This window comes from Pseudomonas sp. P108 (assembly GCF_032613195.1).
Lineage (GTDB): Bacteria > Pseudomonadota > Gammaproteobacteria > Pseudomonadales > Pseudomonadaceae > Aquipseudomonas.
The window spans coordinates 242,863-263,955 of sequence record NZ_CP126692.1; the positions used below are offsets into that span (position 1 = coordinate 242,863).

The following is a 21,093-nucleotide window of genomic DNA, read 5'->3' on the forward strand; positions in this document are numbered from 1 at the left end:
TAGCTAATCCCTCCAACCCCGTATGGGCACACCACGCCCTTACGGGGAGTGGTGCGCCTGAAAGAGGCCATCACTATGCAAGCTGCACTTGATCTTTTCGGTGAAAACTTCGCCGAACCAAAGCAAATCTCCAAACCCAAACCCAAAGCACCAGCGACAACGAAGCCTCGTGCAACGTTGAAGTTGGATCGTCGAAAAATCTGGGGCAGCGGGGGTCACCTCGACACCCTGGAAGACGACGACACGCTATCCACTCTTGGCACTGAATCGTTCACAGAAAACGCCACCATCGAAAGATTGGAGCAGGCGTTGTTTATGAGCCCAGTAATCAAGAATGGGGAATGGGTCGAAGACGGTACGTTCTACGCCTATCGGATCACAAAGCCTGTAATGGGGCAGCGTGAGTTCGGACTCAAAGGCTCAATGCTTCATGACTGCACTGCCGTCATGATGCAAGCAAGCGCCCAAAGGGTGCTTGACGAGTCTTATGACGACACTGGGTCGTGGCTTCCAAAATGGGCCTACTGGTTGTTCTGCCATCGTCTGCGCATTGCCGGCGAGCAAGAAGACCCGTATGAACTGCTCAAGGCGTTCACGGCAGTAATGACTCAACAGGACTTCCTGGATGCTTCCCGAAAGGGTGAGTCGCTGCGTCGTGTTACCAAGCGGCTTCACATGCAGCAAAAGCGTGCTGCTGCGAAAGCAGCGGCATCGACTGTTGAAGCCGTTGACCACCTTGATGTACCTGAACAAGCAACTGCTTGATAAGCAAGCCCTGCCATTCTCGGCGGCAGGGTTTATGCCACCTTCGTGTGTGCAATATCGCGGCGACCGAGCGCCGTTGGAGACTTGAAATGAACACCCATACCGAGCAAATGAACTTCGCTGAAAAAGCACTCGTAACTGTTTGCGGCCTTGTCTGGCGCTTCCTTCGACTGCTTGACCCTCACCGGGTACAGCGCTATTTCGCTGCAAAGGTTAACGTGACGGGTCAAAGCATCTGCAAGCTGCATGCATTGAGCTTGGAAGACGCCACCGATCATATCTGCCGGATCAACAATAACCGCATGAAGGAAGGCGAAGGTTTTCTGGCAAAGCGCGGTGACCTGTTGAAAATTTACAATCCGGCTAACGGAAAATTTGTGCTTCGCTTCGCGCATGGCTCGGGCGAGCTGAAAATCCGTTACAAGGAGTTGGGCCTCGACTACGACGCAAGGGCTGAGTTGGGTGTCCTAAACGATAGTGAGGTAGACCTCCAGATCATGAAGGCAAACACTGCTGACCGTGAGTTCTACCTGATGTACCAGGATCGATCTGTTTCTAGCCGTCAGAGCCGTGCTCTTGGCTGGTACATGCTCCTGGGTAGCGTCCTGTTCACCGTACTGACTACTGGCTTCGGCTGGGTTGGCTCGTTGATCAACCTATTCTTCTAACGTTCGGTGACTCCCTAGGCCTTGGCCTGTGGGTGTCACCCCAAAGCTCAGTTCTAGCAACGGGCTTTGGGGTGACACCCACAGTAAGCGAGGCTCCGATGACACCGAATGTACAGCTAGACGTAGATTACCTCCGTACACTCGGGGTGACCTTTCTTCCGTCCTTTCACGCGGGAGCAGTTGGCGTCATCGCACGCTACGACCTCCCTCGGCTGTTCTATCCATCCGACTTTGGCATGGATCGACTTGATGGCATCATCGAGAAACTGAATAGCAACCTGAGAACGACGTACCATGGATGCGGCTACTACGGTAGCTGCCCCCCTGGCGAAAGTGACTCTGGCGACGACATTGTTTATGTACTGTTCGCTGACAATGAGTTCTACGATGACTATAGAAACGGCAACGGAGGGAGCTTTTCAGCCCAAGGTTGAATTCCTCTTTTGTGCGTGCGCCTGGGCACGTCGTGTGGGAAGTCAGGCTGGGTAAGGCCCGGCTTCCCCGCGTTTCTGCATAGAGTTCGGTTGCAACCCTTTAGGGGGCTGGGCAGGCTTACATAAGCCACAGGAGCCACGCCTTGATACCGTTTGCAGAAATTGATCACACACTGATTTTCTTCTCTATTTTCCTCTCATTCACATTGTTTTTCTCCAGAACACTGAAAGCCTCACTGGCTGTCGGTGCGCTTGTCTGCGCCTGCGTTTTCGTGACATTTGACGGTCACTTCTGGCTTGGCGAGATTTTGCTGCCGCGAGGCAAGAACCCTCAAATCGCAACGGTAGGGCTGATGGCGTTCACAGCTCTGATTTCGTTGATAGGCTTGGCGTTCAAAAGCTGGCGCACTCTTGATCGGGTAATGGTCGGTATTTCGAGTGCAAGCGTTCTCGCAACCTTCGTACTATTTCACTACGTTCTGGTGCAGCAAGTTCTTCCCGCTTGGGCCAAAGACGCAGCCTGGGGAAATAGTTACCTTGTGCCGGTCTCTGTGGAGCGTTTCAGGCGCTCATGCGGTGAGTCGGAGCTGATCTGCTGGATTGGAGCTGATGTTGCGGCACACGCGCTCCCGGAGGCATACAGCCAACAGGTCGAGGGCCTATACCGTTTCTACCGTGACCATAAGCCCGAAGCTGAGGTGGGTCACGGTTTTGGTGTGTTCAACGACCTAGGTGCCGATGGCGTTTCGGTTGTTTTGTTTCATCAGAGCGGCGACGACGTAAGAGTTATCGTTGATGCCAAGGTAGGAATTCGAATCCATACCAAGATAAGAGACCTTTTTTACTTGCTCGCCACGGTCGCTCACGGCGTTTGGTTGTTTGGATCGTTATCCTTGATTGCATTCCATCGTATGCGATTCAGAAGGTCGGGCCGTGTTCATTGATTACGAAAATATTCATCGCACATACCTCATTGGTCACCATGTTGGTGACAACTGGGAATTTGAGTCCACTCATCCACTCGACCCCCGAAAGGGGATGATCGTCAGTAGTCACACGGCGTTTAGCAACAATGCATTGCAGCTCTCGATCCACCTCTACAACAGAGTTGGTGAGCGAGGGCGGTGCATTGGTGTTAGTCACTGCCTGCTGCTTTGTTTCAGCCACAAAGTGAATGGTAGCTACAAGCTGAATAACGACGAGAACCGGATAACCTTCCACCTCGATCTTGGTGAGGCGGCTGAGTTGTACGCGGTGGCTATAGGTCACGCAGGACATTATGCCTATCGAGCCGTGCGCAAGGGGCAAGCGGTTAAGTCAATCGAGGGTGTTGAGACGATTCGCGACGGTCGCCGCATCGTAACGCTGCGAGCCGCTGGTGGCGGTGAGGGGCAGAAGACCTCAGTTGAAATTGATTTGGTTAAAACTGATCTGATAGCTCTCGCCGCTCACTGCGTAGGGTACGCAAGGGTGCTTTACCCATCGTTGAGTGATGCCGCTGTGCAGGAGCTTCTTTCGTCTGCATCAAAGAATACCCGCGCATGCGCGGAAAATCAGGTGGTTTCCGCCGATGTAACCACCTCAGAAAACCTCAAGGTGAGAGCCGACCATCATCGCTCTGCTGGGGCCTCAAGCGCTGATATTGGGAAGCTACGCCGTGCAATTTGGGCCATAGGAAACCAGAAATGGCCGGGCATGCGACTGGACGCACTACAGCGTATCCAGCAGCTTGAAGACTCGGCACTGCTCCAAGAATTGATCAACGAGGCAAATGCCGGGAACTTCACCGGATGGGATGCTTATCTGCCTTAGCGAAGATTTTGCGTAGCCACGCTCGAATCAGTGCCCTTCAAGGGCGCACTAGCAGATATGGATATCAGAAAAATTGTTGTTCACTCCGTTAAGCAGCACAACGCACAATCGAGTCGCGAGGCAGAGATTGTGCGTGAGATTGACCGCATTCTGCGACTCAGGGGTTTCCCGAGCACACAGGTCTGGGTTGACGTGCGATTCGACTATGGCATGGCAGATCATTCGTCGTGCAAGGTTTCATTGCTCCAGATTAATGGAGAGCTTCATGGAACGGTCGAGATTCGTCTTCAAGGCTTGTTCATCTGGCAAGACTTTTCGACTTTCTTCTCTGAAGTAATCCCACACGAAATCGCCCATGTCCTGCTGGAGCTGCGGTGGGCTGAACGTGGCGTTGCATCCGAAAAAGGGCATGGCGATGAGTGGGTGGAGCTTGTGCTGGATATCAACCCAGATGCTGACCCAGCCGCGAAAGTGAAGGGCAATTTCGATGATCGTCCAATAAAGCTTCAAAAAGGCGGAATCGCTTGTGAGTGTGATTGCGATGACCTCAGTGCATTCGTGGTAGTGGCGAACACCGCATCAACGCTAATGAAGCTAAAGACAGAAGAGTTGTGCTGCTCTGAATGCCAGTCAGCATACCGCCGTGTCTCCAAAGATTCCTGGCCCTCCGAAATTACGGAGGCGCTGACGTTTTACGAGGGCGTGATGGCACTCAAGATTCATCACCCTCCGCTTTCAAGGTAGGCTAAATGACCGCGTTTGTTCCCTTTGATGAAAAGATTTTAATCGGCTATTGCCCACAAGGTGAAAGCGTTGATTGGTGCTACCCCGAACTGAACAACTTCAACGGTTTGTTCATGGGGATTTCCGGGTCTGGGAAGACTTGGACTCTGCGCAACATGATCGCCCGAGTTTTTGTTCGTGGATCTACCTTCCATATTCTGGATGTGAAGGGAGATTTTAAGCCTCAGAATTTCTTAGACCAAGGGCTGAGCCAGCTCGTCAGCGAATCCGATTTCAACATCATTACGTTCTCCTACTTCGACGGTGGTTCCTCTCTTAATCCGTTGCAAGTGCCGCGCAGCCAAGAGGGTGGTGGCGTGGTTATGACTATCGAGAACGCCAAAGAGTTGGTGAACAAGTTCAACCCCAAGCTTGGCGGCAAGCAGCTGGGCTACCTCGGTGAGGTGTTAAAAGCCGTCTACGCGGATTTTGGAATCCTGCATGAGGACGAAGCCACCTGGACTAATAAGGCTCCCACATTCGCGGATGTGCATGAAAAGCTGACGCTCATCTATCAGTGCATCGCGAGCGGCCTTGATTCTGGTTCTGTCGGTTCAATCATGGCTGAAATCGGGCGCGCAAAGCGCAAGGCTCTCTCTGCAATTCGCAAGGCCCGAGACGAAGAAGACGACGAAGACTCTATATCTTTGCTATGCCAGGAACATGCTGATGCTGCTTCCCACTTTATTGCGGGGATAGTAAAAGGGCAGCTTTCCTATGAAAGCCTCAACAAGAATGGTACTGGTGAAGAATGGCAGCATTGGTCGAAAGACTCGATCTATTCGCTGCGTGACACAATCAGCCAAATGGTTGAAAGCCGCTTGTTCACTGGCGAAGCTTCGACACTCCAGCGCAACAAGATCAATGTCTATGACATGACTCAAATCTCATCTGCTCACCAGCAGATAATGATGGATATTATCGCAAGCCGTACATTTGCGATGGGTGTCCTCCAGGCAAAAACGTCCGGAAACATCGACCCGAAAAGTGCAAGTCACCTCCTAGTATGCGACGAAGGCAAGCACGCAAAAGCTATCAGCAAACAACCGCTTAGCCCGGTTAACCGTATCGCTACTGAGGGGCGCGGCTTTGGTATCGGCGTGTGGATGGGGGTACAGCAGCCTGATCAGGTTACTCAGGATCAGTTGCGTAACTTCTCGTTCTATTTCCTGCTCAAAACCCCGGAATCGAGCAGTAAGGAAATGCAACGAATGTTCGGCCTCAAGCCCAACCAACTCAAGCTGCTCGAAGGCCGTGAGAATTGCCTCTACAGCGCCGGCAAAAAATACGTCGCTGTCCGACACTTCAAAGAGGATTGATCGATGAGGCTCAGCTGGGTTGTTCTGGCCATTTCTCTTGGCATAGTGGGTTGTACTACGCAGCCACCCGGCGTCCCTTTGCCGCCAACACGAGAGCAGCGCGAGGCGCAGATCGAGGTTGCCGCACAAGCAGTAAAAACTGGAAAGTTCGAACAAGCTGAACAGTTGCTTAGCCGCTACCTCTACCGAAGCCCGGATGGAGAGTTGTTGTTCAGGTCAATGGGCGTAGGTTCGGATGCAGAGCAGATGGCTATTGATACTGTAGCGCTCATGCTTTGGGAAACGGGGCGTGACGCTTCTCTTGAAAGCTTTTCCAAGCGCTATCTGAGCGGGTATGAGAGGGATGTGATGCTCTGCCGGCTGGCTGAGCGTAACGCAGTCTACGAGAAGGCTTACAATTGTTGGAACGATCTGGGCGATGTTGATCGAGCGCGGCGGACTGTGCGTACAGAAAGCGCCCTCAGAATTCTCAAGGATTAAAAAAGGAGGCCTAGGCCTCCTTTTCTTTCTCCGCCGCTTCGTCATCTATGTCTGATTCACCCTGGACTGTGTTGTCTTCCGTTGCTTTAGTGATCCTGATCCGATACGCCGCCGTGCCCCATTTTTCTTGAAGCCCAGGGATCAGCTTTTCGAGCATCTGTTTTTTCAGCATCAGTACGGCTGTAAATCTTGTTGTGCCAATGCGGCAGTCGTAGAGGCCGAGGTCGGATGAAAAGGTTTTATAACCTGTCATCAGCAGGCCAAGCTTGTTGAAGCGTTCGCTCACAAGCTTAGCTGCTGGGTGCTTAAACGTTCTGGTTTCATGATCGAGCTGGAGCTTTCTGTTCATTTCCACGGGGAGGTGTTTGCCCATCAGCTCCAGCACGGTAGACATTGGCGTGATGAAATATTCAAGTGCAGGCGTTGTCCAGCCACCTGCATGTCCGTTTTTGTTGAGATAGCTATTGATGTTCAGCTCATTAATCGTGTTGATCAATGCTTGCTCTATCGACTCAAGCTGTTCATCACTCAGTTTCTCGACTCCGGCAGCTTTTTCCTCTTTGATGACAAATCCATCGCTCATTCGGAGCGCCTGGATCAGTGTCTCTGTGCGATTACTCGCGCCAATCGGAAGATTGTCAGGGTCGTGGTAATAGCGCAGGGCGAGCACTAACGTTCGCTGATCGTCCTCTGGCAGGAGCCGAAACTCAGGCTGTGTCGAAACAATGTGCGCCGCGAACTTGTTGTGATGTGTTGCATTGACGTTCTTAACCCAGACATCCCCGCTTTGCTTGTAGGCCAAGAGTTTGTCCAGGTCGTGCCCCAGCCCTGCTATCTGCGCAAGCGGCTCAATCTTTCCACGCTCCGAGAAATAAGCTTTCACCTTCTTTGCCACGGCTACCGAATGCTCGAATAGAGGTGCGTCAGCGTGGTGTCCCCCGATACTTGCTGGAACGTCAGGGTGTTTTTTGAGCATGCCGAAAATGGCCATGTAAAGCAGCTGGTAGGCAGTAGGCTGAACGCCATCCTTCGTCTGAATGTCGGCCTGATCAATCCTGTAGAAATTCTGTTGGTAGGGGTTTCTATCAATCTGCCCGCCCTGGATTTCCCCATTGCTGCCTCTGTATTTCGGGAGGATAACCGTCAGTTCCGAGCCTGGGATCTCAGCCGTGTAGACCCCTTTCGGCTGAACTGCGGTTGGAGAAGGATCGATAAGAGCCGCAGTCGGCTTATGTAGGTAATGCCTAAGTGCAAGGTAACCGGCGACAAAGGCTGCACCGCAGTACAACACGCCTTGGAGCATGAGCAGTAGGAGCGCGACAAGAGTGCCTATGTAACCGCCCTCAGAAATGATCTGGCGAACCCAGTCCGGCTTGAATTGATACCAGTTTGGCGCGAGAGCCAATGCCTGCACATCAAGGTGCTGATTCGCCTGCACAAGATAGTAGGCGTAGCCGAGGATGAGTGCGGCACAGCAAAACGTAACGGCGAATACTCCGGTGTTTTGCTTTACGGTGGGTTTTTTAGCCATGTGGCCTCCTAGAAGCTGGTGGCCCATGGTGGTGATTTTTTTTTTAAGATTCCACTCAACTACCTGCCGATTTGGGGGCTCTCCGTTCGCACTAGGAGATATACACCCCAGAAATTCGTTCGAGGTAGTTGTGAAGAAAAGTCTGATCGGCCTTGCCGTCGCCCTCACTGTAGCCAACGCACACGCATACAGCGATGCGGCGATGGCCAGCCCCGGAGGGCTTTCCGTATTCGACCGCGTATATGAGGCTGGTAAAGCTCAGAGCGTTACCGGTGCTGTGAAGTTCCAGAAGACAGAGCCGGCCCCCGCAGCTGTCATCGACCTTTCCTTGGACGCACCGGTTATCTCGGTTGAAGAGACAGCCACCGAGCGCCGGTACAAAGAAACGCTTGCTGAGTTGGAGCGGAACCGCATCAGCCTTGATGCAGCCCGCGCTGATGCAGAGCGAGTTGTGCAGCAGGCTCACGCAGAGGTCGTTGCCAAGGCTGACGAGCGCGTCCGTGTATTGGAAACCCAGCGTGCCTCTATTCAGGCTCAACTCGCGCAGGTGAAAGAACAAGAGCTGCGCGTGAACCGGGCGATGGCGTTGAATGACAGCGCGATGGCCGAAGCGTCTCAGCTCAAGGTAGATGGCGCGTCCCAGGTCGCCAAGATCAAACAGGAAAGCCAGCAGATTCTGATGATGGCCGAGAACAGCGCTGTGGCCATCGAAGGCGCTGCCAAGAAACGAGTCCAGCTGGAACGCCTTGATCCGACTGTAGTTCTCAATGAGCCGGTCAAGGCTGAGTACCAGTCAGCGACCATGGAAGAAATCGCTCGCGGGATGATGCCGCAAGGCTGGCGGGTACAGGTCGAATTCAGCGCAAGACCAGAGCTTGCTGAACGCCGCTATCAATTTATCTCCACAGACCCACGTGACTTGGCGTTGCGCAAGCTGACAGGTTCGGTGCGCGATGCGCGGGTTCGATTCGCCTATTTCTGGGATTTGACCGATGCCAACGGCAATCCGGCTCCCATGCTTCTGATCACCGACCGAGCCAAGTAAGGGACTTTTTATGCCGTTCAAGAAATCACGTCTGAGCTTGGCTCTCGCATTCGCTGGCGCACTCTCGGGCTGTGCAAACCAGTTCGAAATCGATCCTGAAAACCAATACTCGGACTTGTCTCCAGACCGCGAGTCGAAAATGCAGGCTGCACGAGGTACTACTTTCGTGCGCGAAATCAAGACTGAAGACCTCGCTAAACAGCGTCCGGTCTTCCTCACGGCGCAAAACAAATCATTGCGCTCGGTTCTCCAGGAGACGCTGCCCGGTTACGCGATCATCCCGCGTGGCGGTGTTAGCCTGAATGAACCTATCGATGTTGCTTCTCAGGGCATGGCCCTCAAGGACTTCATCGAGTATGTCGAAGGAACCCGTGACCTCAACATCGAAATCGACGGTAAACGCGTCTATGTCTCGGACTTCGAGACCAAGCAGTGGAACCTTGCGGCCTTCGCCACCACACGCAATATCGACAGCATCGTCACTTCCAAGCAATCACGGGGTGCTAAGGCAGGTGACGACACTCAGACGGAAGAAAACCAGACTACTGGTTCCTCTATCGCGGTGAACCTGAGCGAAGACGAGTGGAAGACCATCATGGATGGCGCCCGGCGCATCATCGGAGCCCCGAAGCCTGATGAGGCGACAAAGGGGCGCAACCAAGGTGGCGCTGCTGACAGCACCTCCGTTGGCGCTGGCGGCATGCCCAGCGGCGCGACCCGCATGCCTGACGGCAGCACCATGGTCGGTTTGAACTTCGGCCCATCTGTAGAGCAGATTGCCCAGCCATTGAACGACGGTCGCCAGGCCTTCATTGAAGGCATTCGCTCCGTCGGCGTGGTGACAGCAGGTGGCAAGCCTGCACAGATGCGCATTCTCGACCGCTACCTGAAAAAGGCGGTTGCCGATGCAACCAAAATCGTCAACGTACAGGTTCAGGCATACGACGTTGTACTGAATAACGGTAAGCAGAAGGGCATCAACTGGGACGCTCTCAAGATCGGTAGCATTTCCGGGAACCTGTTCAACGTCGGCCTCAGCAATACTTCCCAGGTGCTGTCGGGCAACGGGTTTTGGAACATCACAGGTTCCTTCGAAGGTGATCGTGGGAAGGGAACAGCCTTGCTCAGCTTCCTCGAAACCTTCGGTCGCGTAGAGCTGCAAGATCAACCCAATCTCACAGTACGAAACGGTGTCCCCGCCCAGATTTATGCGGGCGAAGAGTTGACTTACATTTCTGACGTTGAGCAAAGCCAAGACGAGAACGGCAACACCACGGTTACACCGAAACTTGCACGGTTGAAGGTAGGTGTAACGCTGGCCGTCACCGTCCGGGTACTGGAAGACGAACGCCTGCTCGTTGATGTGACGCCGGTTATTTCCAATCTCAATCGTTATGACACCATCGCGATTGGCGATTACTCGTTTGAAACTCCGCGCATCGCGCTCAAAGAATTTTCGACCCAACTCATCTGTAACAGTGGGGAGTCTGTTCACCTGGGCGGTCTGATCACCGAGCGTCTTGAAAAGGCGCTGGAGCGCCTGCCATGGCAAAACCCTGTTTCCAAGATCCTCGTAAACCCGCTGTTCCAGAACATCAACAATCAGCTTGAGCGTCGTGAGTTGGTTCTGGTAGTGACTCCTACAGTGGTGGAGGGTACTCGCTGATGACCAATTTCAGCCTCGGAAAGCCGATGCAAATCGGCGGCGAGGAAGTGGTCGTCGTTCGAGACGTTCTCGGGGCCATGCAGACTGACAAGGCCTCTGAAACGTTTTCGATGGTCGAGCCGAAAGGGGCCGATGGACGACCAGCTATCTACGTCTCCGAAAACGACCTTGCCCGCCTGCGCGAAGACTACCCAGGCATGAAGGTGTACGGGTTGTGGCAGTTGATGTTCCACAACAATGCCATCCGCTTTGGTTCCCCATTGGTTGCGTTCCCCTTATCGACCCCTCGTGAGTCGCAGGGGTTGTACCTGTTGTTGGAGGGCGATATCGACTCCCCAGAGGGCATCGTTTCCTCGGGTGAGTACGCAGGTGGGTTCATTGTCGATAACTACGATATCGATGTTGAGAAAGCGAGTTTCATCGACGTTGACCTTGATCTGCTCAAGCTGCCCCGGCAGCCGGCGTACACGCGCCTTGAGCTAAGCCAGAAACTCAGGGCTGAAAACAAGCGCCGCTGGTTAGTTGTCGGCAGCATGTGCGCATTGATTGCCGTTGGCGCAGCAGCAACCAACTACGGGTTGCAGACGATTTACAAAAGCCGCATGGCCGACTACAGCACCAAGAGAAGTTTGATCGACGAGCTGGACGGTCGCGTCCGAGCCTTGGCTGCGGAACGCTTGATCAAGCGCCCAGATGATGCGGTGATGCTTGGCCAACTTTTCCATCTGTTCGAGTTGTACCCAAACGCGACGACGCCGGCAGTTAATGACGATGTGAAGATTGGCTTTGCTGGCACGCACATCCTGATCACCCCAAAGAAGGCACAGGTCGATCCAGCTACCGCCATGAAAGGCGTGGCCTCGACGTTACAGCCCGACCTCTCTTACAGGCTGACTATTGAAGCACCGTCCGAAAACGATGCTGACGTGGGGGTAACTCAATGAAAAAGCCAGCTTTCGGCCTGTTGAACGGCATGAGCAGCGGGATGATATTCGCAACGCTCGGGACATTGGCCCTTTGTGTTTTCGGTACTTTGAAACTGGAAGCAGCGCGTGAGTTGCCACGGGATTTCAATCGCCTCGATCACGATATCCAGGAATCCCAGTCTCTGATTTCGGACTATGTGGCAGCCCCGGTGTTGCCGCCGCTTAAGGAGTCATGGCGTGAGGTTTCTGCTGGCCTTGAGCTATACGGCCTCGAACTCGTACCAGATGACGGGAGCATGCAGAACGGAAGTGTCAGCGCTTACCAAGGCCCATTGAAGCATTGGGGTGGCTTCGTCGTGGGCAAGCCTAAAACGGTTCTGGCCGTAATCAAAAAAATTCAGCAAACCGATCCTGTCTACCTGCTCGACTACAGCATGGCTGACGGGGAGTTCAAGTTGTATCTGGCAGTCGTGGGAATTTGATCATGAAGAAACTGAGTATTGTCGCACTCGCGATTGCGGCTGCCGCTTCAACTGGCGCATTCGCCGACGGCGCCGACGAGGAACTACTCACTCGTAATCGCACGTTGGAAGAAATGACTTTCAACAAGGACAAGCTTTCCATCCAGGCGCAGATGGCTAAGTCCTACAAAGAAATGAACGATGCTGGATTCATCGTTGATCCGAAAGGCGTTCCACTCGGTATCGGTGATATGGAGCGGCTGGCGCTTGAGGTACGCCGTAGAGGCGGTATGCAGGCTAGTCAAGGGTACAACCCTTCCGACCCTTTCGGAGGGTCTGACCCGGTTATCCCTATGCCGACAGGTTCGAGCATGTTCGGCGAGACCGGGTTTCCCAGCGTTGCACCGGCACCTGTAACTCCGCCGCCAATCGCTAAACCTACCGAGGCCAAAGAAGAAAAGGTCGAGGTGGTTGCGAAGCCGTCTGAACGGGAAAAGAGCCAAGGAAAGCAGGTTCTCAGGCTCGTTGAGTTGAGGGCAAGCAGCGCGGTGTTTTTCACAAATGACGGCTTTAAGGAGGTGCCTGTAGGCGGGAGCATTTACGACCAAAAGCTCACAAAGCTTGGGGTGGATAGCGCCACGCTCAATGGCAAAGAAGGAAGTCGAATGGTGCGCATCGACTGGACTAAATCTGTGCGTTACACGGACGACTGATATGTCACAAGCAAATGAACGAATCCGAGCGCTTCAAGGGCGGGTATATGACCATCTTGTGAAGCGTGGGCGAGTCACCCCCCAGATCGCCGAAAGTCAGCCTGTCTCTGAATCCCAAGCTGCGATTTTGGTTGATGCAGTTCGCGTTGCGAAAGATGACAACGCCGTTGCAGAGGCGGCTGCGCATGCACTAGGGAACATGTTCTACCTTTCTGTCGCCGAGGAAGGTCTTACGGTGCGCTGCGCCAGTGCCGAGGATGGCTGGATCGCATACAGCGATACGCTCTGCGTTACAAACCCATTTGACAAGGGCCTTTGCGATCAAGCAATGGCTTGGGCTCGCCGCGAAGACATTCACTTCAAGAATCTGGGAGTCGTGTCAAACAGCTATCTGGCTCAGCTGCGGGCTGTGCATGGCGCAGAAACGCAAGGCGAAGCCGAGAACGTCGATGACAAATTAGCGCTCCAGCAAGTGGAAGACATTATTCGCCTCGCTGCTGGGCAGGATGCAAGTGACGTTCACTTTGTGCCTGGACAAACCGAAAAAGTAGACCTCCAGTTCCGCATCGATGGAGCGCTGCGAACACAGCGCAAGATCGATCTTTCGCTTTATGAAACGATGGTGCGAGGCGTCTTGGAGTCGCGCTGCCAAGTCACCTTGCAGTCGATGAAGCAGCAAGACGGTAAGTTTGAATTGCAACTCAACAGTAACAAGGCCATCAACCTCCGTGTCTCAACGTTGCCTGTTACCCGTCGCTCTGAAAGTTCGCCCAAAATGGTCATTCGTTTGCTAGGCAACAACAACTCTTTGGCAGACTTAAATCGCCAGGGTTTATCAGAGCACAACCTTGCGAAGCTTATCCGTTTCGGGAATTACCCGAGCGGCATGATCGTCATGACCGGGCCAACCGGTAGCGGTAAGACGACAGCGCTGTACGCGCAGCTGATCAACATGCAGAACACCAATCCGAATCGAAATTTCCACACGGTAGAAGACCCGGTGGAGATGCAGCAGCCGGGTATGAGCCACACCGAAGTGAATGAAAACCTGTCGTTTGCAGACGCGTTGCGCGCACTGTTGCGTCAAGACCCGGATGTGATCTTGGTGGGCGAAATGCGGGACAACGAGACGGCGGAGCTGGCATTCAAAGCTGCAATGACGGGTCACCTCGTACTGGCGACTTTGCACACGAACAACAGCCACGAGTCTATTGGTCGCCTCTTGAAGATGGACATTGGTATTGACCAAATCGTAACGAATACGACTGCGTTTCTGGCCCAGCGGTTGGTTCGGCGCCTGTGTCCTCACTGCAAGGTTTCCGGCCAGTTGCAAGAAGACAGCACACGTCTTGCTCGATATGGCCGTCACGCGGCATTTGCGGCGGCGCGTGGCCGTTCCATTGTGTATCGCAAAAATCCCAACGGTTGTGACAAGTGCGGACAATACGGGGAGAAGGGGCGGCACAGCATTATCGAAATCATGGAAGTGACCCCGGAAGTACAAGTCGCGCTTTTGAATGGGGTCAACCCTTCAATTTTGCGACGCAAGCAGATTGCTGATGGCACCTTCCAAGACCTTTGGGATGACGGCCTCAGACTGGTTGCAGACGGCACAATTTCCTTCGAGCAGCTGGAAGCAGAACTTAAGCCATACGAAGTGGATCGAGTTGAGGTGAATGCCACCCCCGGTTCAGGGCAAGCTGTCTCCGTCCCAGTTCCACACCACCCATCTTTGCAACCGGGACAACCGTCACCGTCACTTGCATCGCTTTGATAAAAAGTTTGACCATCCTGGAGAGCATCCATGCAACATGAAGTAGCTGAATCCCAAATTGACCGCGCATCCCTGCGCCCAGTGCCAGCCCAGGTCAAGAAGAAACAAGGCGGGTTCACACTCGTTGAACTGGTCGTCGTTCTGGCTATCCTTGCGCTGATCATCGGTGTCATGTCCTCCGGCCTTTTCCAATCCAAGGAAGACGCCAAGGTTCAGGCGGCGAAGACGCAGTTGCTCAAGGACTTCCCGTCGGGCATTACCCGTCTGGTCACCATGTCCAACAAATGCAACAACACCACTATCACATACGACAAACTCGTAGAGCGTGGTGCTCCGGCTGAAACCGTGTTCGGTGGCACTTGGAGCGTTACCACCTCGGGCGGCAACACCGCTACCGTGACCTACCCGCTCGACCTTCAAGACACCGAGCTGGCGACTGCCCTCAAGGACTCGCTGACCGCAGCGCCTAACGTCAAATCTGTGTCTGGCACCAGCGCCCAGATCGTTGTCGCGTACCGCTGCAACTAAGTAGGGGGCGGGAATGGCTTACTTCGTAATCAAATATATTGGGCAGGAAGGCAGCGTCCTGTCTAAGCCAGTTGAGGCAATGACCAGGGAGGAAGCCATTTCCAAATCCGGGTTCCAAGCTAGGAACATTCTAAGTGTAGAGGTTGATCATCTTGGTGCAATCAGGGCATCGCTAACTGAGAAGCGGCTTCCACTGACTGAACAGGTTCTGGCGCTGGTAACTATTGCCTCGAAGCTTGAGGCAGGCCGGACGCCCGGTCGCGCCATTTTGGAATCTGTAGACCTCGCTAAACTCGGAATGAACCAAGCCGATTTTGGTGGCTGTGAGCGAGCTTCGGATTGGCTCAAGCTTATGCGTTTTGATGAAACAGCAATTCTTTTGGCGGATGCCGGTGATCGGGCCGGCAACCTTGCGGACTCGTTGAAGCGCGCAGGTGTAGTGCTGCGTGACCGCATGAAGACCAAGAAGGAATTCGCTAAGCCGATGAAAACGGCGGCGATCAATTTTTTCGTGGGCATTTCTGCGGGCATCGGTTTTCCGATCTTCGGCGGGAGCATGCTTCGCGAGTTTTTGTACAAGCAGAAATTTCCAATCACTCCGACGGTTCTCAGCCACATATTGATGTGGTTGGAGTGGTTCTACATGACCTACTGGCCACTGATCGTTGCCGCGCTTTGCGTCGGCTTCGTGTTCCGCATGCGTGTGTGGGAAAGCATCCGTCGATGGCCGTTTTTCAGTCTGTTTGATGACCGGCTTCGTTGTAAGCGCGGCTTGGAGTTTGTTCAAACCTATAGGCTTCTTACAGCTTCCGGGTTCACTAACCCGCAAGTCTTGCGGTTCATACTCGAACGCTCCAAAGGTCATCAGCGCCAGCTCTACGAAGAAGCGCTTGAGCGCAACAAGGAAGGACGTGAGTTGGGGCAGGTTTTCGATAGTGAGGAATGGCCAAAAATCATTTCTCAGAACCTCAAAGGGTTTGACAAGCAAAACGTTGATGGGCGCAGCGCAATCCTCGCCAACCTATCGGAGGCCCTGACTGAAATGTTCATTCAGTATTCCGAGAAGATCGCTAACTCCATGTCACGAGGATCGATGTTGGTACTCATCAGCTCGATCCTCCTGTTTGCGCTGGGGTTCTATGTGCCGATGATGACCATGCGGATGACTATGTGATGGATCGGAGGCAGGGGGGATTCACCGCTATTGAAATGGTGGTGGTGCTGGCGATCATCGCCATCATTCTTGCGTTCATGGTGCCCTACATCATGGAGCCAATACGCAACGCAAAGATCAAGGGAGCGGTATCGCAAGCCAAGGAAATCGTTGCTGCATGTGATCTGGTGCGGGTCACACCTGCATCAACCTCCCGCGATCCTTCCAATTACAAGGTGAACAGCTTTTACGGTGCGCTGTACACGGGGTGGACTGACGTAACGACCCTTAAAGCGAAGCTTTCCACTGATTACGACCTCCCTACAAATAACCCATTTGATAGGCCGTACCTGTTCAAGATGACTGAAAGGACATGCACCGTCGCCGTTGAATTGGATGTTCACATTGACGGTTGGGAGGGGTACGAAACCGAGGAATCGGGATCGCGTACTCGGATCATTGTCGGTACGCCCGCCCGCCGTACCGCTGGCCCTGCTTGGGTACAGCACCAGAAACGACTATTGACCGGCGAGACGATTAGATGAAATCGATGGTGAAGTACAAAGGGAACACTTCTAAAGCCGGGAGACAAAAAGGCTTCACTCTAATCGAGCTAGTCGTAGTGATGGCTGTTATGGCCCTGATTGCGGCGCTGATGACTCCCAACATGATGGAGGAACTGAATCTTCGTCGTGCGAATCTGACGACCGAGGACACGACCGCGATCATGGATGCGGCCCGCAGCTACCGTGTGGCTACTGCATCCTGGCCGGGCGGCGCCAATTGCACTAACGCGATTACCCAACTCAAAACTGGCGGTTACCTGAGCGCAGTAGGTGCCACAAACCGCTACAACAACGCTATCACGACGAGTTGCGACACGAAGTCTTTTAGTGTCGTCCAGGCGGCTGTTCAGGACTGGGACGGTTACCTAGTGAACAGCATTGCGGGCACTGAGATAACCGCCGCTGGTTCGCACACGATTACTTCCAAGATTGGGATTCCAGGTAGCGAGCCGGCACTGAGCAACAAGCTGACGCGTGTTGCTACCGGAAACATCGAAGACAACCGCATGCGCACCTCCCTGTACATGGGCGGGCAGAAGATCGAGGAAGCGGGTGATATCAATTTCACTCAGGCCAATCCAACGCTTCGCTCCCAGTCTGGCAGCCTCACATTGAGCGCGCAGAACGGTGAGATTGTGATACCCGCAGGTCAAAAGCTCACCGTTGATGATGTAGTTGTTCGTAACCGAGGCAATCGTTTGCTGTCTGACAGCATGCCCAACTTCGTGCAAATCGGCACTTACATCGTTCGTGACGGATGGCTGGTGAGCAAACCGGCGTGTGGGGCAGGTGGCACCCCGAAGGGCGCATTACGCCCCGGCGCAATGCGAGGTGGCTATGCGGGTTCATATGATCCGAACTTCGTTGGCCGGTATGGTTACAACTACAGACTGACTTCGAGTGGGAACTACTGGGTTGTCACCGCTGTTGCCGAAGGTTTTGCCGCCGATTATCAGAACCTCGACTCGCTTGTCGATGTTTTTTGCTACTACCCGAACTGAGGACGATCAATGCCTTACTCGGTAGTCATCGCCAAGCCAACAAAAGAGTGCAACGCCGATTGCTCCTATTGCTCAGCACCACCTGATGGTGCTGATCGCTGGACTCTCGACGATTTTAAGCTGATCGCGAACCGCCTCCAGGGGAACCTCACACCGAAGGTTGACTGGATTTGGCACGGCGGTGAGCCGATGCTCATGGGGCCTGAGTTTTTCCGCGCATGCGCGGAATATTCCAAGTCAATTGGTCTTAATCTAAATTTCGCCATCCAAACAAACCTGCTCGGCTACAACAAGGCACGATGGAAAAGCGTATTTGAAGATGTTTTCGAAGGTCGGATTTCGACCAGCTTTGATCCTTACAAAAAGTACCGAACGATCAAGGGGAACGCTGGGACATACGACAGGGTTTTCTGGCGTGCTATGGATGACGTAATTGCCGACGGCTTCCGCCCGTTGGTGATCGGCGTGTATGACGAAGGTGCTGCTGATCGAGCCCAGGTGATGTACGACCGAGCGAAGGCTTACGGGAGCTACGGGTTCGATATTCGTTTCAACTACGCCTATCCAGCGGGAAGGGCGAGGTCTGCCGGGATGCTCATTCAGCCTGTGACCTACGGGCAAATGTTGATTGATCTGTATAACCGTTGGATCGATGAAGTGCCGAGCTTCAACATCACACCTCTCGATCAGATGCTCAGCAAGGTTGCTGGCTTCCGCACGCTCTTGTGTCCGTGGACTAAATCGTGTGGTGGAAAATTCCTCACTATCGATCCAGATGGGTCTGTATTCAACTGTTCAGAGTTCAGCGACCTTGGCGACCCTGCGCATCGCTTTGGAAACATCCTCACAGGTGCAGTTCAGGTAGCAGCTCAACCGATCCAGGTGCAGTTTTACAGTGGTGCCGATGTGGTTCCTGCGTTGGCTTCTTCGCCTGCCTCACGCGAAATCATAGGCCGTGCTCGCAACCAGCCGCCTGACTGCAAAACCTGCCGACACTTCCAAGAGTGCCAGGGCGGTTGCGCTCGTGATGCTGTGCTTTTTGAGCGGGGTATGGGTGGCAAATTCGCTTATTGCCAGTCGTGGAAAATGGTCTTCGACCGACTCAAGCAATCTGTGGCCACTGGTGAAGCTGATCGAGTTCTCTATCGACTGGGTATAGACCCAGTAGCGGCACGGTATCGCGTCGAAGCAACCCTCGGAGCTGCCTGATGCTGACTGTTTATTTGAAACCGACGAACTACTGCAACGTAGGTTGTGATTTCTGCTATTTGCCCGAGGATGTTCGAGCGAATAAATCGCGGATGACCCCAGAAACGCTCGATGCCACTCTGGAACTTATTCATGAATTGGCGCTACGCGAAGGCCATGAGCAGATAGCAATCCTTTACCACGGCGGCGAGCCGCTGAGCTTGAGTCCTGAGACGCTGTTCTGGTACTCAGATCGCGTGAGAGCTGGACTGGCACGCTTCCAGATCCAGGAAACTGTGCAAACGAGCCTCATCCCGCTGCGCGAGGGACACATTAAGTTCATTCAAGAGCGGTGCGGATCATTCGTCGGGTCATCGCTGGATTTCACTGGGCGCACCATCAACGGCTCCAACGATAAGTACGTTGATTTGTGGTTGCGCAAGGTGGATCTAGCCCGAACCAACGGCATCACCGTTGGGCCAATCATGGTTCCGACTACAAACGAAACGGCTGAGCCCCAAAAGGTTTATGAATGGTTCAAGGCCAATGGTTTCGACCATTTCAGTATCGAACGTTACAACGGGTACGGTGCCGGCGCCGACAGGCCAGACAACAAGCAGCACAGCGAATTTCTCAAAGCGTTGTTTGACCTAGGGATGGCTGATATTGCAGCGGGGAAGCCCTTTGTTGCGAACAACGCTGTTGCTGCATCGATAGGTGGCGTGCTCCACGGTCAACCAGGGGAGCGGTGGGGCGGTAAATGCCAGCGCGATTTCCTTGTCGTTAATCCAGATGGCTCCCTCAACACCTGCCCCGATAGGATTGAGTACGAGCAGGAAAAGTGGCCGAAAGCCCAGGACGGCATTGACGCGTTTCAGACCAGCGCGGTGCGCCGGGATTGGATAAAAGTGCAAATGATCGGGCACGTTGCCAACCACTGCAAGGCATGTCCATTCAGAAGCTTTTGCCGCTCTGGTTGCCCTATAACTGATCACCAAGTCCATACGGGGAGCGGTGAGTGCGCTGGCTATCGTTCTCATCTACACCACGTCCACTCATACGTGGATACGCCTATTGGCCGGCAGCATGCCTCCGCTTACCTTACCGCCGCAGGCCATAAAGCATTTGACCCATACACATACGGGCTGGAGCGTATCCGTTGAGTGATTCAGCAAAAGACTTCGATCAGATGATTTATGTGCGTTTGATCGAGGCCTGCAACCTTCATTGCGCCCATTGCTTCATACCGAACAACCCAAAGCGGATGCAGTGGGTAGATATTGAGGCCATGCCTGCCAGAGTCCGTGAATTCGCCCGACCAGGACAGACATTGCTGTTTCAGTTCCACGGTGGTGAGCCCACGCTTGTGGGTGTGGAATTCCTGCGCAGGGTGTGCATTTTCCTTCGGCAAGCGCTGTCAGATTTCACCATCAAATTCAGCATTCAAACGAACTTGATGAATTTCGACCTGCGCTGGGCAGAGCTTTACCGGGAGTTTTTCGATTCCCAGGTTGGGGTTTCGTGGGACGTTGATATCCGCATGATGAAGAAGGGGCGACCTGACACCAACGCTGAGTTCGAGACCGCATTCTGGAAGCAAGTAGTTGAGTTGCAACGCATGGGGATTTCCCCTTACATGGTCATCACTACAACGAAGCCTCTGCTTGAGCGATTTAAAAATCCCCGAGACCTCATCGACTTCCTGCTTGGTAAGGGCATCAAGCTGGTGCATTTCGAGCGGCTGACGCGTACAGGCTATGCGATCACCAACTGGGATTGGCTCGGCGTCTCGAATCATGAGTACAGCTTGTGGATTGGCCGGTTCGCAGTGGCCTACATGCGCTTCACGCGTGAGATTCGTGCAGGTGTGCAGCCGATTAACATTTCTCCACTTGATGGGCTAATCGACAGCGTGAAACGTCTGCGCAGCGGCCTGACGGGTGGCTATGGTTGTTTGTCGGGGAAGTGCGACACCCGTTTCCATACGTTTGACCAAACGGGGTATTACTCGGCTTGCACTGCGCTTACCTCTGAGGTGAGCAACCGCAACGCGGTGGGCGTTGCGGTGGTAGAGGCAACAAGGTTGGTACAGGCTCGGCAAGAGCGACAGCTATCGTGTCACGACTGTCAGTTTAAGCCCATCTGTTCCAGTGGTTGTATGGCGACACCCAAGACCGATGAGTCTGGCGAGTGTGCTGGTGGTTTTCAGGCGTTCAAGCTATTGAACTCCTGCATTGCGTCAGCTGAGAGCGCAGGTCTTATTGCTGTTGCAGGGTGAAT

At 53.7% G+C, this 21,093-nt stretch carries 21 protein-coding genes; 20 read left to right on the top strand and 1 reads right to left on the bottom strand.

Features of this window, described 5'->3' with window-relative positions:
* Positions 1–75 precede the first annotated feature (75 nt).
* From QOM10_RS30940 to QOM10_RS30970, 7 genes are all read left to right on the top strand, one after another.
* Positions 76–765, top strand: coding sequence for a hypothetical protein (locus QOM10_RS30940; protein WP_057451472.1), 690 nt, complete (start codon positions 76–78; stop codon positions 763–765).
* 89 nt (positions 766–854) lie between these two features.
* Positions 855–1,433 carry a hypothetical protein gene (locus QOM10_RS30945; protein WP_057451471.1) on the top strand — a complete coding sequence of 193 codons (579 nt, stop codon included), beginning with the start codon at positions 855–857 and terminating at the stop codon, positions 1,431–1,433.
* A 577-nt stretch (positions 1,434–2,010) separates the two neighbouring features.
* Complete coding sequence (locus QOM10_RS30950) at positions 2,011–2,811, top strand: hypothetical protein (RefSeq protein WP_316918441.1); 801 nt, start codon at positions 2,011–2,013, stop codon at positions 2,809–2,811.
* Complete coding sequence (locus QOM10_RS30955) at positions 2,801–3,679, top strand: hypothetical protein (RefSeq protein ID WP_316918442.1); 879 nt, start codon at positions 2,801–2,803, stop codon at positions 3,677–3,679. Before QOM10_RS30950 ends, QOM10_RS30955 begins: the two co-directional genes overlap by 11 nt.
* 57 nt (positions 3,680–3,736) lie before the next feature.
* Entirely contained in the window at positions 3,737–4,423 is a 687-nt protein-coding gene (locus QOM10_RS30960; protein ID WP_101166100.1) for a hypothetical protein, read from the top strand.
* Between the two features lie 5 nt (positions 4,424–4,428).
* Entirely contained in the window at positions 4,429–5,781 is a 1,353-nt protein-coding gene (locus tag QOM10_RS30965; protein ID WP_234821229.1) for a hypothetical protein, read from the top strand.
* Between the two features lie 3 nt (positions 5,782–5,784).
* Positions 5,785–6,261 carry a hypothetical protein gene (locus tag QOM10_RS30970; RefSeq protein WP_057451466.1) on the top strand — a complete coding sequence of 159 codons (477 nt, stop codon included), beginning with the start codon at positions 5,785–5,787 and terminating at the stop codon, positions 6,259–6,261.
* A 10-nt stretch (positions 6,262–6,271) separates the two neighbouring features.
* Here the strand turns inward: QOM10_RS30970 and QOM10_RS30975 are convergent, their stop codons facing one another.
* A complete protein-coding gene (locus QOM10_RS30975) occupies positions 6,272–7,792 on the bottom strand; it encodes a hypothetical protein (protein ID WP_057451465.1) in 1,521 nt (506 codons plus the stop codon).
* A gap of 130 nt (positions 7,793–7,922) precedes the next feature.
* Here QOM10_RS30975 and QOM10_RS30980 point away from each other — a divergent pair, with 130 nt between their 5' ends.
* Genes QOM10_RS30980 through QOM10_RS31040 form a run of 13 tightly spaced genes read left to right on the top strand, consistent with a single transcriptional unit; the run spans position 7,923 to position 21,091 of the window.
* The gene (locus tag QOM10_RS30980) at positions 7,923–8,837 is read left to right on the top strand and encodes a hypothetical protein (RefSeq protein ID WP_057451539.1); all 915 of its coding nucleotides are present in this window, start codon (positions 7,923–7,925) and stop codon (positions 8,835–8,837) included.
* Positions 8,838–8,847: 10 nt separating this feature from the next.
* Entirely contained in the window at positions 8,848–10,503 is a 1,656-nt protein-coding gene (locus QOM10_RS30985; RefSeq protein ID WP_316918443.1) for a pilus assembly protein, read from the top strand.
* A complete protein-coding gene (locus QOM10_RS30990; RefSeq protein ID WP_057451463.1) occupies positions 10,503–11,447 on the top strand; it encodes a hypothetical protein in 945 nt (314 codons plus the stop codon). Before QOM10_RS30985 ends, QOM10_RS30990 begins: the two co-directional genes overlap by 1 nt.
* On the top strand, positions 11,444–11,911 hold the full coding sequence (locus tag QOM10_RS30995; RefSeq protein WP_057451462.1) for a hypothetical protein: 468 nt from the start codon (positions 11,444–11,446) through the stop codon (positions 11,909–11,911). Before QOM10_RS30990 ends, QOM10_RS30995 begins: the two co-directional genes overlap by 4 nt.
* A 2-nt stretch (positions 11,912–11,913) precedes the next feature.
* A complete protein-coding gene (locus QOM10_RS31000; protein ID WP_101166097.1) occupies positions 11,914–12,603 on the top strand; it encodes a hypothetical protein in 690 nt (229 codons plus the stop codon).
* Between the two features lies 1 nt (position 12,604).
* A complete protein-coding gene (locus QOM10_RS31005) occupies positions 12,605–14,377 on the top strand; it encodes a GspE/PulE family protein (protein ID WP_316918444.1) in 1,773 nt (590 codons plus the stop codon).
* Between the two features lie 30 nt (positions 14,378–14,407).
* Entirely contained in the window at positions 14,408–14,905 is a 498-nt protein-coding gene (locus tag QOM10_RS31010) for a prepilin-type N-terminal cleavage/methylation domain-containing protein (protein ID WP_101166094.1), read from the top strand.
* A gap of 13 nt (positions 14,906–14,918) precedes the next feature.
* The gene (locus QOM10_RS31015) at positions 14,919–16,079 is read left to right on the top strand and encodes a secretion protein (RefSeq protein ID WP_101166092.1); all 1,161 of its coding nucleotides are present in this window, start codon (positions 14,919–14,921) and stop codon (positions 16,077–16,079) included.
* Complete coding sequence (locus QOM10_RS31020) at positions 16,079–16,603, top strand: type II secretion system protein (protein ID WP_101166090.1); 525 nt, start codon at positions 16,079–16,081, stop codon at positions 16,601–16,603. The genes QOM10_RS31015 and QOM10_RS31020 overlap by 1 nt, the downstream gene beginning before the upstream one ends.
* Positions 16,600–17,625: a type II secretion system protein gene (locus QOM10_RS31025; protein ID WP_234821227.1), complete on the top strand. Its 1,026-nt coding sequence runs from the start codon at positions 16,600–16,602 to the stop codon at positions 17,623–17,625. The genes QOM10_RS31020 and QOM10_RS31025 overlap by 4 nt, the downstream gene beginning before the upstream one ends.
* A 9-nt stretch (positions 17,626–17,634) precedes the next feature.
* Entirely contained in the window at positions 17,635–18,834 is a 1,200-nt protein-coding gene (locus tag QOM10_RS31030) for a radical SAM protein (protein ID WP_234821226.1), read from the top strand.
* Positions 18,834–19,976 (top strand): radical SAM/SPASM domain-containing protein, encoded by a 1,143-nt coding sequence (locus tag QOM10_RS31035; RefSeq protein ID WP_101166088.1) that lies wholly within the window; start codon positions 18,834–18,836, stop codon positions 19,974–19,976. Before QOM10_RS31030 ends, QOM10_RS31035 begins: the two co-directional genes overlap by 1 nt.
* Positions 19,973–21,091, top strand: a complete 1,119-nt coding sequence (locus QOM10_RS31040; RefSeq protein ID WP_101166086.1) for a radical SAM protein — start codon at positions 19,973–19,975, stop codon at positions 21,089–21,091. Before QOM10_RS31035 ends, QOM10_RS31040 begins: the two co-directional genes overlap by 4 nt.
* Positions 21,092–21,093: the final 2 nt, after the last annotated feature.

What these genes read in the sequence shown, in the direction of transcription:
- QOM10_RS30960 (WP_101166100.1), top strand. Translation starts at nt 3,737, where the DNA reads ATGGATATCAGAAAAATTGTTGTTCACTCCGTTAAGCAGCACAACGCA.
- QOM10_RS31010 (WP_101166094.1), top strand. Translation starts at nt 14,408, where the DNA reads ATGCAACATGAAGTAGCTGAATCCCAAATTGACCGCGCATCCCTGCGC.
- QOM10_RS31025 (WP_234821227.1), top strand. Translation starts at nt 16,600, where the DNA reads ATGAAATCGATGGTGAAGTACAAAGGGAACACTTCTAAAGCCGGGAGA.
- QOM10_RS30945 (WP_057451471.1), top strand. Translation starts at nt 855, where the DNA reads ATGAACACCCATACCGAGCAAATGAACTTCGCTGAAAAAGCACTCGTA.
- QOM10_RS31000 (WP_101166097.1), top strand. Translation starts at nt 11,914, where the DNA reads ATGAAGAAACTGAGTATTGTCGCACTCGCGATTGCGGCTGCCGCTTCA.
- QOM10_RS30995 (WP_057451462.1), top strand. Translation starts at nt 11,444, where the DNA reads ATGAAAAAGCCAGCTTTCGGCCTGTTGAACGGCATGAGCAGCGGGATG.
- QOM10_RS30990 (WP_057451463.1), top strand. Translation starts at nt 10,503, where the DNA reads ATGACCAATTTCAGCCTCGGAAAGCCGATGCAAATCGGCGGCGAGGAA.
- QOM10_RS30965 (WP_234821229.1), top strand. Translation starts at nt 4,429, where the DNA reads ATGACCGCGTTTGTTCCCTTTGATGAAAAGATTTTAATCGGCTATTGC.
- QOM10_RS30985 (WP_316918443.1), top strand. Translation starts at nt 8,848, where the DNA reads ATGCCGTTCAAGAAATCACGTCTGAGCTTGGCTCTCGCATTCGCTGGC.
- QOM10_RS31015 (WP_101166092.1), top strand. Translation starts at nt 14,919, where the DNA reads ATGGCTTACTTCGTAATCAAATATATTGGGCAGGAAGGCAGCGTCCTG.
- QOM10_RS31005 (WP_316918444.1), top strand. Translation starts at nt 12,605, where the DNA reads ATGTCACAAGCAAATGAACGAATCCGAGCGCTTCAAGGGCGGGTATAT.
- QOM10_RS30970 (WP_057451466.1), top strand. Translation starts at nt 5,785, where the DNA reads ATGAGGCTCAGCTGGGTTGTTCTGGCCATTTCTCTTGGCATAGTGGGT.
- QOM10_RS30975 (WP_057451465.1), bottom strand. Translation starts at nt 7,792, where the DNA reads ATGGCTAAAAAACCCACCGTAAAGCAAAACACCGGAGTATTCGCCGTT.
- QOM10_RS31020 (WP_101166090.1), top strand. Translation starts at nt 16,079, where the DNA reads ATGGATCGGAGGCAGGGGGGATTCACCGCTATTGAAATGGTGGTGGTG.
- QOM10_RS31035 (WP_101166088.1), top strand. Translation starts at nt 18,834, where the DNA reads ATGCTGACTGTTTATTTGAAACCGACGAACTACTGCAACGTAGGTTGT.
- QOM10_RS31030 (WP_234821226.1), top strand. Translation starts at nt 17,635, where the DNA reads ATGCCTTACTCGGTAGTCATCGCCAAGCCAACAAAAGAGTGCAACGCC.
- QOM10_RS30940 (WP_057451472.1), top strand. Translation starts at nt 76, where the DNA reads ATGCAAGCTGCACTTGATCTTTTCGGTGAAAACTTCGCCGAACCAAAG.